Consider the following 13,460-nt stretch of genomic DNA (forward strand, 5'->3'; position numbering starts at 1 on the left):
GTAACCGCGCGGGCACGGGCGCGTTGGTTCACATGACGGCCGTGGCGGGGAAGACCCCCGAGCCCCCACCACGGCCGGTTGCCTCCGGCGGTCGGGCCGGGTACGCGGGGTGGGCCGGGTCGGGGTGATGTGGCCAGCTGTCGGACGGGGTGCGGGGTGACGCCGTCGGCGGGCGAGCCGGCCGCGCACCTACATCTCTGACGGGGTGGGCCGGGTGCGTGTCGAGGTCAGCGGCAGACGGGGCGGGTGCCCGCCGACGCTCCCGGCGGGCAGGCCGACTTACCGGCGCCGACCAGGTGAGCGCCCGGCCTCTCCGGGGCCGGACCAAGTGCACGCTGATCTTTCCGGCGCCGGAGGACGCGCCCATCTCGCCTGCCTCGGGCCAGGGGCCACGCGGGCGTCTCTGTGGATGAGCCCGTGTGCGCGGGCGGGGCCACCGCGCGGAGCGTGTCGGGGTCGGGGGCGGGCGGGGGGCGGGGTGTACGGCGCCCTGGCACCCGCCCGCGGACAGGGACCGAGGTCCACCACCCCGGCGCCCACCCGCAGACGGCGACCGAGGTCCACCACCCCGGCGCCCGCCCGCGGTCGGGGCCGGAGTACCGCTACGCGAGGCCCGCGCGCTCCAGGGCCTCCGTGCCCGCGCGGAGTGCGGCGAGGCGTTCGTCGAGGGTGAAGCCGGCGGGGGCGAGGGTCAGGGTGGTGACTCCGGCCGCCGCGTACTCCTTCATCCGGTCCGCGATCCGGTCCACCGAACCCAGCAGCGTCGTCTTGTCGATCAGGTCGTGCGGGATCGCCGCCGCAGCGCCCTCCTTGTCACCGGCCAGGTACTTGTCCTGGATCTCGGTGGCCGCCGCCTCGAAGCCCATGCGCCGGGCGAGCTGGTTGTAGAAGTTCTGCTTGCGGCTGCCCATGCCGCCCACGTACAGCGCGGTGTAGGGGCGGAAGGTGTCGGCGAGCGTGGTCACGTCCTTGTCCTCGCCCAGGGCGAGCGGCAGGGTCGGCACGATGTCGAAGCCCTCCAGGGTCTTGCCCGCCTTCTCACGGCCCGCCCGCAGGTACTGGATCGCGGTCTCCTCCAGGTGCTCCGCGGAGGGGAAGATCAGCAGGGCGCCGTCGGCGATCTCGCCGGTCTGCTCCAGGTTCTTCGGGCCGATCGCGGCGATGTACAGCGGGATGTACTCGCGCTCGGGGTGCACGGTCAGCTTGAGCGGCTTGCCCGGGCCGCCGGGCAGCGGCAGCGTCCAGTGCTGCCCCTCGTAGGACAGGCGCTCACGCGACATGGCCTTGCGGACGATCTCGACGTACTCACGCGTGCGTGCCAGCGGCTTGTCGAACTTGACGCCGTACCAGCCCTCGGAGACCTGCGGTCCCGAGACGCCGAGGCCGAGGCGGAAGCGGCCTCCGGAGAGCGAGTCGAGGGTGGCGGCGGTCATCGCGGTCATGGCCGGCTGGCGGGCCGGGATCTGGAAGATGGCCGAGCCGACGTCGATGCGCTCGGTCTGGGCGGCGACCCACGTGAGCACGGTGGCCGCGTCCGAGCCGTAGGCCTCGGCGGCCCAGCAGACGGCGTACCCGAGGCGGTCGGCCTCCTTGGCGACGGCGAGATTGTCCGCGTCCATTCCGGCGCCCCAGTAGCCGAGGTTGATCCCGAGCTGCATGGCCGATTCCCCTTACCGATCAGTAACGTCCCTTGTGGGCAGACCTTAGCGCGGCCGGACGGACCGGGGCAGGTGGTGGCCCGTACGGTGACCGGACGCGGAACCCCGTCCTGCCGGCACCCGTTGTCCCACACCTGCGGGAATCCGTTGTCCACAGGCCCCCACGCGACAGGTTCTGGCCAGTAATCTCGGCGTTCATGGAGCAGAGGCATCTCGGCCGTACCGGCCTGCGCGTGTCCCGCATCGGACTCGGCACCCTCACCTGGGGCAGGGACACCGACGAGCACGACGCGGCGGACCTCCTGAAAACGTTCTGGGAGGCGGGCGGGACGCTGGTCGACACGGCGGACGTGTACGGCGACGGGGAGGCCGAGTACCTGCTCGGCCGCCTCATAGACGGCCTGGTCCCGCGCCGGGACCTGGTCATCTCCACGAAGGCGGGCAGCGTGCCCGACCCGGACCGCCGCGTCGACGGCTCGCGCGGGCACCTCCTCTCCGCGCTGGACGACTCCCTGGCCCGGCTCGGCACGGACTACGTCGACGTGTGGCACGTCCACTCCTACGACCCCCGCACCCCGCTGGAGGAGACGCTGCACGCGCTCGACCTGGCGGTCAGCAGCGGCCGGGTCCGCTATGCCGGGGTGTCCGACTTCTGCGGCTGGCAGCTCGCCAAGGCGGGGACGTGGCAGCTGGCGGCGCCGGGGGTGCGGACCCGGCTGGCCGCGACGCAGCTGGAGTACTCGCTGCTCCAGCGCGGCATCGAGCGTGAGGTGCTGCCGGCCGCGCTGGATCTGGGCATCGGGCTGCTGCCGTCCTCGCCTCTGGGGCGCGGTGTGCTGACGGGCAAGTACCGCGGGGACGCGACACCGGCCGACTCGCGGGGGGCCTCGGAGCATCTGGCGCCGTTCGTGGCGCCCTACCTCGACGACACGGCGAGCCGCATCGTGGACGCGGTGGCGACCGCGGCCGACGGGCTCGCCGTCACCCCGCTCCAGGTGGCCCTCGCCTGGGTCCGGGACCGGCCGGGGGTGGCCGCCCCGATTGTCGGCGCGCGCAACTCGCAGCAGCTCACGGCGGCATTGTCAGTGGAGGCCCTTAGTCTTCCTGACGAGATCTGCCGGGCGCTCGACGATGTGTCGGCGCCCGTGCACCGCTATCCCGATCACGACTGGAGCACGCTGTGAGCACGGAGCCGGAGCCCACGGAGAAGACCGAGCCGGGGACGCGGGAGGCCGCGCCGGAGCCGGAGCCGCAGGACACGGACGGCGAGCCGGGAGCGGAGGCCGAGGGCACTGCGGCCGAGGCGGAAACGGCAGCGGAAACAACCGGGAGCGATGCCGACGACGGCGCGGCCAAGGCTCAGCTGTCCGAGGCCGAGGCCGAACTGGCGGCCCAGCGGCTCGAGCGGGAGCGGATCGCCCGGCGCAAGGCCGAGAAGAAGGGGCCCGTCGAGAGCGGGGCCAAGCTCAGCGGGAAGGCCGCCGATCTCCTCGCCGCCGTACGGGCCGTGGAGAGCGGGGCGAAGCCGGTGGCCGCCGTGTTCGGGGAGCCCGAGCCACCGCGCAGGCCCGCGCCTGAGGCGGCTCGGCCCCGGCCGGTGTCGGTGGAGGCGGAGCGAGCCACTGCCGGCGCGGGTGCCGGTCCCGGGGCCGGTGCGGGGATCGGCGGGGTCGGTTCCCCCGTCGGACCCGGGCCGGAGGTCGTCGAGGCCGTGCGGCGGGTGCTGGCCGAGGGCGGCGCGCCGGACGGGCTCGCGCCGCAGGTGGCGGCGGTGCTCGGGGAAGCGGCGGACGACGAGCTGCGGGCGGATCCGTGGCAGCTGCTGCGGGTGGCCGGGGTGCGGCCCGAGCAGGCCGACGGGTTCGCGCGGGCGCTGCTCGGCGATGAGTGCGCGCCGGACGACGAGCGGCGGGGGCGGGCGGTCACCGTCTGGCTCCTGGAGCAGGCGGCGCTCGCCGGGCACACCGCGCTGGAGATGCCGGCGCTCACCGCCGCGCTGGCCCAGCGGGGCGTGCCGGACACCGAGGCGGCCGTACAGAGCACGATCGCCGAGGCGGAGGCCCTGGTCTTCCAGGACGCCCTCGACCCGACCGCTCCCGAGCCCGCGGAGGACCAGGAGGAGGGTGCGGAGCGGCCGGTGCGGATCCTGGTCGGGCTGGAGCGCTACGCCCTCGCGGAGGAGAGCCTCGCCGACGGTCTTGCCCGGCTGATCAACTCCGTGCCCAAGGCGGACGGTTCGGCCGAGGACTGGGAGCGCGCGGCCGCGTCGGCCAGGGGCTCCGCCGCCGAGCTGATCCGGGCGACGGCGGCCCACGGCCTGGTGCTGCACACCGGCGGCGAGGCGTCCGTGGCCGAACCGGCGGCCCTGCTGGCGGCGGCACGGAGCCTGGGCCTGCGGGCCTGGGCGGCCACCCACAGCCCCCTGGGCCGCGCCCGCTTCGAGACGCTCCTCGGATCCGACGAAAGCGGGTCCGGCGGGAGTGGATCCGGCGGGGACGGATCCGACGGGGACGGGCCGCCCACCTCGCACGGAGCCGCCGGGCCCGTCGCCACCGTCACCGGGCTTCTCTCCGGGGCCGAAGGGCCCGGGCGGGACGGGGACGGGGCGTTCGATCTCGATGTGCTCGTCGTGCTCGACGCGCCCCAGCTGGACGTGGAGACGGCCGCGCTGCTGGTGGAGTCGCTGCCGGACGGGGCGCGGCTGGTGCTGGCCGGGGATCCGGCCGTGCTGTGGTCGGCGGGACCCGGGCGGGTCTTCGCGGATCTCCTCGCCGCGCGGATCTGCCCGCAGGTCGCCTCGCGCACCCCGGACCCCGGACCGCTGGGCGAGCTGGTCTCCGGGATCGGCATCGGCGAGCTGAACAAGGTCGAGGCGCCCGGCAAGGAGGTCGTGATCGTGCCGGTGCGGGACGCGGGTGAGGCCGTGCACCGGACCGTGCAGCTGGTCGCGGACTCGGTACCGCGGGCGATCGGCGTGCCCGCCGAGGATACCCAGGTGATCACGCCTGGCCACGGCGGGGCCGCGGGCACCCGTGCGCTCAACGCGGCCCTGAAGGAGCGCCTCAACCCCGGCCCCGGCCGCTTCGGCGGCTTCGACCCCGGTGACCGCGTCGCCTACTCCCCCACCCCGGGCCGTACGGTCCCCGGCCAGGTGGTCAGGGCCGACGCGGACGGCCTGCACCTGACCTGCGCCGGCCGGCCCGTCGTCGTACCGAAGGAGCGGGTGGAGCAGTCCGTGCGGCACGGCTGGGCCCTGACCGCGCACCAGGCGGTGGGTGGCCGCTGGCCGGCCGTGGTGGTGGTGCTGCCGGGTGACGCCGCCCAGGCCCTGACCCGCCCCTGGGTCTACACGGCCTTCGGCAGGGCGGCCCGCCACCTCTCCGTGGTCCAGGGCGCGGACCAGGCCCTGCCGAGGGCGGTGGCCGAGATCCCGGCCAAACCGCGCACGACCCGCCTGCCCACCCTTCTGGCGACACCAGCCGGCTGAGCGGTCCGGGGCGCGGACCGGCGCCGGACGGACAGCACGACGGCGGCCCCGGAGACCGAATCTCCGGGGCCGCCGTCACAGACCCTCAGCGCTGATCCAGATCCAGCGGCTCCAGATCCTCGTCCTCGAGATCGACCCCGTCGACCCCGTCGGCCAGGTCGTCATCGTCGTCGTCGAACACCGCGCTGACGTCGAACCGGCACACCACCCGCTCCACGTCCACCTGGTCGAACGGCGTCTCCAGCCACTCCCCCGGCTCGGCAGGTTCGTCCGCCGCGGTCACCCACAGCGTGGAATCGCCCTCCTCCAGGCCGAACTCCTTGTGCCGGGAGGCGATCTCGTCCGGCTCGAACTCGCCGAAGAGCACACCCAGCGCGCCGTGCACGGTGCCGGAGGCCTCCGTGCCGAGCGTCTCGTCGGCCGCCTCGACCCGCTGCGCCTGCGCCAGCAGCCGCTGCGGCTCCACCACCGAGTAGTCGCGGCGGATCAGCACGCTCAGCGCGTTCGGCTCCTCGGGGCCGGTGTAGGGCGCGGTGTCGTCCGCGCCGGGGATCTCGAAGGGGGTGACCTCGTCGTAACGGTCGTAGAGCAGCTCGTCGTACACCTCGGCGGCCGCGGCCAGTTCGTTGAAGGCCTCGTAGACGGCCGGGTCGTCCTCACCCGACCTCCGTTCGACCGCGGCCAGGTGGCGGTCGAGCGCGGTCTTGACCGCCTCGGCGGCGGCACGTACCTCGGCAGCGGTGGGCTGCACAGCATCAGACATAGTGCAGACGCTATCCGTACCGGGCCCCGGCCCGCACAATAGATGCGATGCCGGAATACGAATTTGTCGACGTGTACGTACCGCGCGGGGTTTCCCGCAAGGACGCCACACGCCTGCTGACGGACCATGCCGAGTACGGACACTGGGAGTTGGACCGACTGAGCCTCATGCGCGACGGCAGCCGCAGGGTGCGGCTGCGCCGGCGGATCATCCGCCAGGTGCGTGCCACGTGGTGAGACAGCACGAACGGAGCGCGCCCCGCCTCGGCGGGGCCCGCTCCGTTTCACGTGGTGCGCCCTACGCCGAGGCCCGTGCCTTGCGGTAGAGCACCGCGCCCGCCAGGAGCGCCCCCGCTCCGACCGGGATGGCCAGACCGATCGGCAGGTCGTTGCCGGTCCGGGCGAGCTGAGCGCTGCCCAGGGGCTGGGTCACCGTCTGGGTGCCGGGGTGGTTGCCGTGGCCGCCCGGAGCTCCGGGGGCGTGCGGAGTGCCGGGGATGCCGGGCGGACCGGGCACCTCGGGGCTGCCCGGGTGCCCGGGGCTGCCCGGCTGTTCCGGCGATCCGGGCGGGGTGTGGGAGCCGCCGGGCGGGGTGTGGTGCCCACCGGAGCCGTTTCCGCAGTCGTTGCCCATGGCGGGGTTGCCGATGCCGATGACGTCGACGCTGTTCCCGCAGACGTTCACGGGGGCGTCGACCGGCACCTCGACGTGGTTGCCCGACCCCACGCCGGGCGAGCCACCGGTGTGACCGCCGGCGTGCGAGCCGCCGTGACCCCAGTGACCGCCGTGACCCCCGTGGCCGCCGTGACCCTCGTGGCCTGCCGAGCCCCCGGATCCGCCGTGGCTTCCGTGACCCCCGTGGCCTCCGGAGTCGCCGTAGCCGCCCGAGTCGCCGTAGCCGCCGGGCGACCCGTGGCCGCCGCCGCTGTTTCCGCTCTTGTTGCCGCAGCTGTTGCCCATCGCGGGGTTGAGGACCCCGACGACGTCCACGGTGTTGCCGCAGGCGTTCACCGGTGCGTGCACCGGTGCGGACACCGTGTTGCCCGACAGTACGCCGGGTGAGTTCGTGCTCGATCCGCTCGCGCCTGCGTCCGCATGGGCGGCGCCTCCCGCGGCGGCGATCACGCCCGTCGCAGCCGCCACTGTCATCAGGCCCTTACGGGTGACTTGTCGCATGTACTGATTCCCTGCCTTCGACCTTGTCGCGAAATACCGCTTTCACGCGGTTCTTTTCTTTTCGAAAAGGCCGGTCGGCCCCGGAGCGCATGGCGTGCACTCCGGGGCCGACGGGCTCAGCCCTGTCTAACTGAGGGCGAGGCACAACGTCACCCGTTGACGCACGTGTTGCCGAAGGCGGGGTTCAGCAGACCGATCACCGAAACCGTGTTGCCGCAGACGTTCACCGGCACGTGCACGGGAACCTGGACGACGTTGCCGGACAGCACGCCCGGGGAGCCCACGGCGGCACCCTGCGCACCCGCATCGGCGACGGCAAGGCCCGCGCCCGCCAGAACCAGGCCACCAGTGGCAGCCGCAGCGGCGACGACCTTCTTGATCATTATTCCTCCTTGTTGGCAATGCGATCCCAAGCAGCGGATCGCATCACCTGTAACGAGGAGGGCCAATTGGGGATACGAGCTTATGAGCGCATTCACCCTTCCCGGCCGATCTCGCACGTGCGGGCGAATAAGCGCGTCAACCCTCCGATTGCCGCGCCCGTGCCGCCGTCAGCTCGCGTCGATAAAGCGGTCGAGCACTCGCACCCCGAATTTCAGACCGTCCACCGGCACCCGCTCGTCCACGCCGTGGAACATGCCGGCGAAGTCCAGCTCCGGAGGCAGCTTGAGGGGGGCGAAGCCGAAGCCGCGGATCCCGAGTTCGTCGAAGGACTTGGCGTCGGTGCCGCCGGAGAGCATGTAGGGGATCGCCTTGGCGGCCGGGTCCTCGGCGACCAGCGCGGACTGCATGGCGTCCACGAGCGCGCCGTCGAAGGTGGTCTCCACGGCCTTGTCCGAGTGCACGTCCTCGCGCCGCACCTTGGGGCCGAGGATCTTGTCGAGGTCGTCGAGGAACTCCTCCTCGAAGCCGGGCAGGAAGCGCCCGTCGACGTGCGCGGTGGCCTCGCCCGGGATGACGTTGACCTTGTAGCCGGCGCCGAGCTGGGTCGGGTTGGCGGTGTTGCTGAGGGTCGCGCCGATGAGCTTGGCGATCCCGCCGAGCCGGGCGAGGGTGCCCTCCATGTCCTCCGGGTCCAGCTCGGTGCCGAGCGCGTCGCCGAGCTCGTCCAGGAAGGCGCGGGTGGTCTTGGTGACGCGGACCGGGAACTTGTGCCGGCCGAGCCGGGCGACCGCCTCGGACAGCTCGGTGATGGCGTTGTCCCGGTGGATCATCGAGCCGTGCCCGGCGGTGCCGGCCACGGTCAGCTTCATCCAGTGCATGCCCTTCTCGGCCGTCTGGATCAGATAGAGCCGGCGCTGCTCGTTCACGGTGAAGGAGAAGCCGCCCACCTCGCTGATCGCCTCGGTGACGCCCTCGAAGAGGTCGGGGTGGTGGTCGACCAGGTGCCGGGCGCCGTACGTGCCGCCCGCCTCCTCGTCGGCGAGGAACGCGAGGACGATGTCCCGCGGGGTCCTGCGCCCGCTGCGCAGGCGGTCACGGACCACCGCGAGGGTCATCGCGTCCATGTCCTTCATGTCGACGGCGCCGCGCCCCCACACGCACCCGTCCGCGACCTCGCCGGAGAAGGGGTCGTGGGTCCAGTCCTGCGCGTTGGCCGGTACGACGTCCAGGTGGCCGTGGATCAGCAGCGCGGGCCGGGACGGGTCCTCGCCGGCGATCCGGGCCACGGTGGAGGCGCGTCCCGGGTGCGACTCGTAGATCTGCGGGTCGAGTCCCACCTCGGCGAGCTTCTCCGCGACCCACTCGGCCGCCTTGCGCTCCCCCGGCCCCGAGTGGTCGCCGTAGTTGCTGGTGTCGAAGCGGATCAGGTCGCGGCAGAGGTCCACGACCTCGTCCCCGCCGGTGACGCCCCTGGCCGTGTCCGTGTCGCTCACGCTGTTCCTCCCGCTGTCACTGCTGGTGGTTCCCCTCATCCTCCCTCCGCGACCCGGCCCGCCCCAAGACGGGTCCCGGCCCGTCACACGCCGTTCACGCGAGGTCCGGGCAGCCGTCGGGGGGTGATCGGGGCCCCTCGAAAGCCTGGTAATGTTTCCTTCGTCGCCACGGGGAGGACCCCGCGCGACAGACACCTTGTCCGGGTGGCGGAATGGCAGACGCGCTAGCTTGAGGTGCTAGTGCCCTTTATCGGGCGTGGGGGTTCAAGTCCCCCCTCGGACACCAGGCACGACGCCGACCGATTCATCGGTCGGCGTCGTCTGCGTTTCACGCACTGTGTGTGCGATCTCTCGTCGGAGTGAAGACCCGCAGGTCAAAGCATCGCCGACGATCTTTCTCGGTCCTCGAACGGCCCACCGGAATGGCCGGTCAGGCCGCACGGACCTAGCTTCGTACTAAAATTTCCGGCTTGTTACGAGCTGGACCCGGACAACCCCAGGCAGACCTGCGGGCCCGCCAGCGCCCCGGAGGCCTCCGGGATCGAGACGCGAGGACCGATGGCAGCCACTCACGAGAGCAGTGCTCTCGGCCTGCTCAACGAAGAGTTCAGCGCAGAGATCCGCGAACAGTTCGGCGACACCGCCCGTTTCTCCGGGGGTCACGCCGCCTCACCCCGCACGCTCGTCGACGTGCTCGACGCGTCCGTGCGGTCCTACCCCGACGAGCTCGCCCTGGACGACGGCACGACCCGGCTCACCTACCGTGCGCTCGCCGTCGAGGTGGAGCGGCTGCGCCGCAGGCTCGCCGCTGCGGGGGTCGGGCTCGGCGACCGGGTGGGTGTCCGGGTGCCGTCCGGCAGCAACGACCTGTACGTCGCGATCCTGGCCGTGCTCGCGGCCGGCGCCGCCTACGTGCCCGTGGACGCCGAGGACCCCGATGAGCGGGCCGAGCTGGTGTTCGGGGAGGCCGAGGTGCGGGCCGTGGTCGGCGCCGGGCACGAGCTGACCCTGCACGGGCGCGCCGAGGTCCCCGCGGCCCGGCCCGGCGTGGAGCACGACGCCTGGATCATCTTCACCTCCGGCTCCACCGGGAAGCCGAAGGGTGTCGCGGTGAGTCACCGCAGCGCGGCGGCCTTCGTGGACGCCGAGGCCAACCTGTTCCTGACCGACGACCCGATCGGCCCCGGCGACCGGGTCATGGCGGGTCTGTCGGTCGCCTTCGACGCCTCCTGCGAGGAGATGTGGCTGGCGTGGCGGTACGGGGCCTGTCTGGTTCCGGTGCCGCGGTCGCAGGTCAGGAGCGGAGCCGATCTCGGACCCTGGCTGGTCGAGCAGGAGATCACGGTGGTGTCGACCGTGCCGACGCTCGCCGCGCTCTGGGAGCCCGAGACCCTCAACGACGTACGGCTGCTGATCTTCGGCGGTGAGGCCTGTCCGCCCGAGCTGGCGCAGCGGCTGGTCACCGAGGGGCGCGAGGTGTGGAACACCTACGGGCCGACGGAGGCGACCGTGGTGGCCTGTGCCTCGCTCATGTCCGGTGCGCAGCCCATCCGGATCGGGCTGCCGCTGGACGGCTGGGAGCTGGCCGTGGTGGACGAGGCCGGGGAGCCCGTGCCGATGGGCGCGAGCGGGCAGCTGGTGATCGGCGGGGTGGGGCTGGCCCGGTACCTGGACGCCGAGAAGGACGCGGAGAAGTACGCGCCGCTGAAGTCGCTGGGCTGGGAGCGGGCGTACCGCAGCGGTGACCTGGTGAAGGCGGAGCCCGAGGGGCTGGTCTTCCTGGGGCGGGCCGACGAGCAGATCAAGCTCGGCGGCCGGCGGATCGAGCTCGGTGAGGTCGACGCGGCCCTCCAGGCCCTGCCCGGGGTCGCGGGAGCGGCCGCCGCCGTGCGCACCGCCCGCAGCGGCAACCAGCTGCTGGTCGGGTACGTCGTGACGCAGGACGGCTGGGACCACGCGGCCGCGGTCGCGAAGCTGCGGGCCGAACTTCCCGCCGCCCTGGTGCCGTTGCTGGCCCCGGTCGAGGACCTGCCGACCCGGACCTCCGGAAAGGTGGACCGCAACGCGCTGCCCTGGCCGCTGGAGGGGCTCGCAGGCGCCGTGAGGACCGAGGAGTTGTACGGCACCGAGGCCTGGCTCGCCGAGCAGTGGGCGGAAGTGCTCGGCATGCCGGTCTCCAGTGCCCGTGACGACTTCTTCGCGATCGGCGGATCCAGTCTGGCCGCCGCCCAGTTGACCACCCGGCTGCGCACCCGCTACCCGAGCGCGGCCGTCCTCGACATCTACCAGCAGCCCATGCTGCGGAAGTTGGCCCGGCGGCTGGAGGAGTCGGTCCAGGACGACAGCGCGGCGCGGGTGATCACGCCGGTGCCGCTGCGCGCCAAGGCGGTTCAACTCCTCGTCCTGCTACCCCTGTTCACCCTGATGGGGCTGCGCTGGATGGTGCCGCTGGCCGCCCTCGGCCATGTCCTGCCGTACTCCTGGCTGCCGGACGTCTCCTGGTGGCTCGTCGGAGCCGGGGCCCTGCTGCTGTTCAGTCCGCCCGGGCGGCTCGCTCTGGCGGCGGGCGGGGCGCGGCTGCTGCTGCGCGGTGTGCAGCCCGGCCGCCATCCGCGCGGTGGCAGCGTCCATCTGCGGCTGTGGACGGCCGAGCGGCTCGCCGAGTTCACCGGGGCGACCTCGCTGACCGGCTCCTGGCTGGAGCGGTACGCGCGGGCGCTGGGCGCCAAGGTCGGCCAGGACGTGGACCTGCACTCGCTGCCGCCGGTGACCGGCATGCTCAAGCTGGGCCGGGGTGCCGCGGTGGAGTCCGAGGTGGACCTGTCCGGCTGGTGGCTGGACGGCGACCGGCTGGAGATCGGCCAGGTCAAGGTGGGCGCGCACGCCGTCGTCGGGACGCGCAGCATGCTCTTCCCGGGCGCCCGGGTCGGCAAGCGGGCCGAGGTGGCACCGGGTTCGGCGGTCACCGGGCAGATCCCGACCGGTCAGCGCTGGGCCGGCGCGCCCGCGGTCAAGCTCGGCAAGGCCAAGCGGAACTGGCCGAAGGAGCGTCCGGTGCGGGGCACGTGGTGGCGGGTGATGTACGGCGTCACGGGCTTCGCGCTCAGTGCCCTGCCGGTGCTCGCCGGAGGGGCGGCCCTCCTCGTGGCCCATGCGATCGTCATGCCGGAGCCCACCGCTCCGGGGGTGGCGCTCGCGCTCGTCCCGGCCACGCTCGCCTTCGGGCTCGCCTACGCGCTGCTGCTCCTGGTCGCCGTACGGCTGCTGAGCCTGGGGCTGCGCGAGGGGACGTATCCGACGCACAGCCGCATCGGGTGGCAGGCGTGGACCGTGACGCAGCTGATGGACCGCTCGCGCGAGACGCTGTTCCCGCTGTACGCGGGCCTTGTCACACCGGTGTGGCTGCGGCTGCTCGGGATGCGGATCGGGCGCGGGGCCGAGGTGTCGACGGTGCTGGCGCTGCCGAGCCTGACGACGGTCGGCGAGGGCGCGTTCCTGGCCGACGACACGCTGACCGCGCCGTACGAGCTCGGTGGCGGCTGGGTGCGGATAGGGCGTGCGGAGATCGGGCGGCGGGCGTTCCTCGGGAACTCCGGGATGACCGCGCCCGGGCGGACCGTGCCGGACGGCGGTCTGGTGGGCGTGCTGTCGGCGACGCCGAAGAAGGCCAAGAAGGGCACGTCGTATCTGGGGCTGCCGCCGGTGAAGCTGCCGCGCAGCACGGCCGACAGCGATCAGAGCCGGACGTACGAGCCCTCGGCGGGGCTGCTGTGGGCGCGTGGTCTGGTGGAGCTGTGCCGGATCGTGCCGGTGTTCTGCTCGGCGGGGCTCGCGGTGCTGACGATCGCCGCGCTGTGTGTGCTGGGGCCGTGGGCCTGGCTGCTGGCCGGGGTGGTGCTGCTGGCCGCCGGTGCGGTGGCGGGTCTGGTGTCGATCGTCGCGAAGTGGCTGCTGGTCGGGCGGCACCGGAGCGGGGAGCACCCGCTGTGGAGCGGCTTCGTGTGGCGCAACGAGCTCGCGGACACCTTCGTCGAGGTGCTGGCGGTGCCGTGGCTCGCGGGTTCGGTGCCCGGTACGCCGCTGATGACGGCGTGGCTGCGCGGGCTCGGTGCGAAGATCGGCAGGGGCGTCTGGGTGGAGAGCTACTGGCTGCCGGAGACCGACCTGGTGACGCTGGAGCACGCGGTGACGGTCAACCGGGGCTGTGTGCTCCAGACCCACCTCTTCCACGACCGGATCTTGCGGACGGATACTGTTGTTCTCCGTGAGGGCGCCACGCTGGGCCCTGGCGGGATCGTGCTGCCCGGCAGCACGGTCGGGGCCCGCACCACGCTGGGTCCCGCGTCGCTCGTCATGGCCGCGGAGTCCGTCCCGGACGACACCCGCTGGCTCGGCAACCCGATCGAGGCATGGCGTCCCTGAACGGGGGCCACTCGGAGCCGGTGAGCGGTGTACCGGCGGATCCGAGTGGCGACGCGGCGCAGGGAGCGGAAGCGGCA

9 protein-coding genes and 1 tRNA gene are annotated in these 13,460 nt (G+C 73.1%); 5 read left to right on the top strand and 5 right to left on the bottom strand.

Translation table 11 applies throughout. From position 1 onward, the window contains the following. Positions 1-602: 602 nt before the first annotated feature. On the bottom strand, positions 603-1,658 hold the full coding sequence (locus H295_RS0131300) for an LLM class F420-dependent oxidoreductase (protein WP_020139291.1): 1,056 nt from the start codon (positions 1,656-1,658) through the stop codon (positions 603-605). A 197-nt stretch (positions 1,659-1,855) separates the two neighbouring features. Here H295_RS0131300 and H295_RS0131305 point away from each other — a divergent pair, with 197 nt between their 5' ends. Together H295_RS0131305 and H295_RS0131310 are read left to right on the top strand one after the other, a co-directional pair. Beyond that, positions 1,856-2,842 (top strand): aldo/keto reductase, encoded by a 987-nt coding sequence (locus H295_RS0131305; RefSeq protein ID WP_020139292.1) that lies wholly within the window; start codon positions 1,856-1,858, stop codon positions 2,840-2,842. Then, entirely contained in the window at positions 2,839-5,145 is a 2,307-nt protein-coding gene (locus H295_RS0131310) for a helix-hairpin-helix domain-containing protein (protein WP_020139293.1), read from the top strand. The genes H295_RS0131305 and H295_RS0131310 overlap by 4 nt, the downstream gene beginning before the upstream one ends. 85 nt (positions 5,146-5,230) lie before the next feature. On the opposite strand, the gene H295_RS0131315 is transcribed toward H295_RS0131310, so the two are convergent. Then, positions 5,231-5,908: a hypothetical protein gene (locus tag H295_RS0131315; RefSeq protein WP_028809916.1), complete on the bottom strand. Its 678-nt coding sequence runs from the start codon at positions 5,906-5,908 to the stop codon at positions 5,231-5,233. A 47-nt stretch (positions 5,909-5,955) separates the two neighbouring features. Between H295_RS0131315 and H295_RS0131320 the strand changes: the two genes are divergently transcribed. Next, on the top strand, positions 5,956-6,144 hold the full coding sequence (locus tag H295_RS0131320; protein WP_007380901.1) for a DUF5703 family protein: 189 nt from the start codon (positions 5,956-5,958) through the stop codon (positions 6,142-6,144). A 61-nt stretch (positions 6,145-6,205) separates the two neighbouring features. Here H295_RS0131320 and H295_RS48625 read toward each other — a convergent pair whose 3' ends face one another. The 3 genes from H295_RS48625 to H295_RS0131335 form a co-directional block, all read right to left on the bottom strand. Beyond that, complete coding sequence (locus H295_RS48625) at positions 6,206-7,084, bottom strand: chaplin (RefSeq protein ID WP_028809917.1); 879 nt, start codon at positions 7,082-7,084, stop codon at positions 6,206-6,208. Between the two features lie 149 nt (positions 7,085-7,233). Beyond that, positions 7,234-7,467: a chaplin ChpH gene (gene chpH, locus H295_RS0131330; protein WP_020139297.1), complete on the bottom strand. Its 234-nt coding sequence runs from the start codon at positions 7,465-7,467 to the stop codon at positions 7,234-7,236. A gap of 168 nt (positions 7,468-7,635) precedes the next feature. Next, positions 7,636-8,961, bottom strand: a complete 1,326-nt coding sequence (locus H295_RS0131335) for a M20/M25/M40 family metallo-hydrolase (RefSeq protein WP_020139298.1) — start codon at positions 8,959-8,961, stop codon at positions 7,636-7,638. A gap of 198 nt (positions 8,962-9,159) precedes the next feature. On the opposite strand from H295_RS0131335, the gene H295_RS0131340 reads away from it, so the two are divergent. Together H295_RS0131340 and H295_RS0131345 are read left to right on the top strand one after the other, a co-directional pair. After that, positions 9,160-9,247: transfer RNA gene (locus H295_RS0131340), tRNA-Leu, on the top strand. A 272-nt stretch (positions 9,248-9,519) separates the two neighbouring features. After that, positions 9,520-13,383 carry a Pls/PosA family non-ribosomal peptide synthetase gene (locus H295_RS0131345; protein WP_020139299.1) on the top strand — a complete coding sequence of 1,288 codons (3,864 nt, stop codon included), beginning with the start codon at positions 9,520-9,522 and terminating at the stop codon, positions 13,381-13,383. The last annotated feature ends 77 nt before the right edge of the window (positions 13,384-13,460 follow it).

The organism is Streptomyces sp. 351MFTsu5.1, from assembly GCF_000383655.1.
In the GTDB taxonomy this organism is placed as follows: domain Bacteria; phylum Actinomycetota; class Actinomycetes; order Streptomycetales; family Streptomycetaceae; genus Streptomyces; species Streptomyces griseorubiginosus.

Excerpts from the sequence above, each read along its gene's own strand:
- H295_RS0131300 (WP_020139291.1), bottom strand. The coding sequence starts at position 1,658 with ATGCAGCTCGGGATCAACCTCGGCTACTGGGGCGCCGGAATGGACGCG.
- H295_RS0131320 (WP_007380901.1), top strand. The coding sequence starts at position 5,956 with ATGCCGGAATACGAATTTGTCGACGTGTACGTACCGCGCGGGGTTTCC.
- chpH (WP_020139297.1), bottom strand. The coding sequence starts at position 7,467 with ATGATCAAGAAGGTCGTCGCCGCTGCGGCTGCCACTGGTGGCCTGGTT.
- H295_RS0131345 (WP_020139299.1), top strand. The coding sequence starts at position 9,520 with ATGGCAGCCACTCACGAGAGCAGTGCTCTCGGCCTGCTCAACGAAGAG.
- H295_RS48625 (WP_028809917.1), bottom strand. The coding sequence starts at position 7,084 with ATGCGACAAGTCACCCGTAAGGGCCTGATGACAGTGGCGGCTGCGACG.
- H295_RS0131305 (WP_020139292.1), top strand. The coding sequence starts at position 1,856 with ATGGAGCAGAGGCATCTCGGCCGTACCGGCCTGCGCGTGTCCCGCATC.
- H295_RS0131315 (WP_028809916.1), bottom strand. The coding sequence starts at position 5,908 with ATGTCTGATGCTGTGCAGCCCACCGCTGCCGAGGTACGTGCCGCCGCC.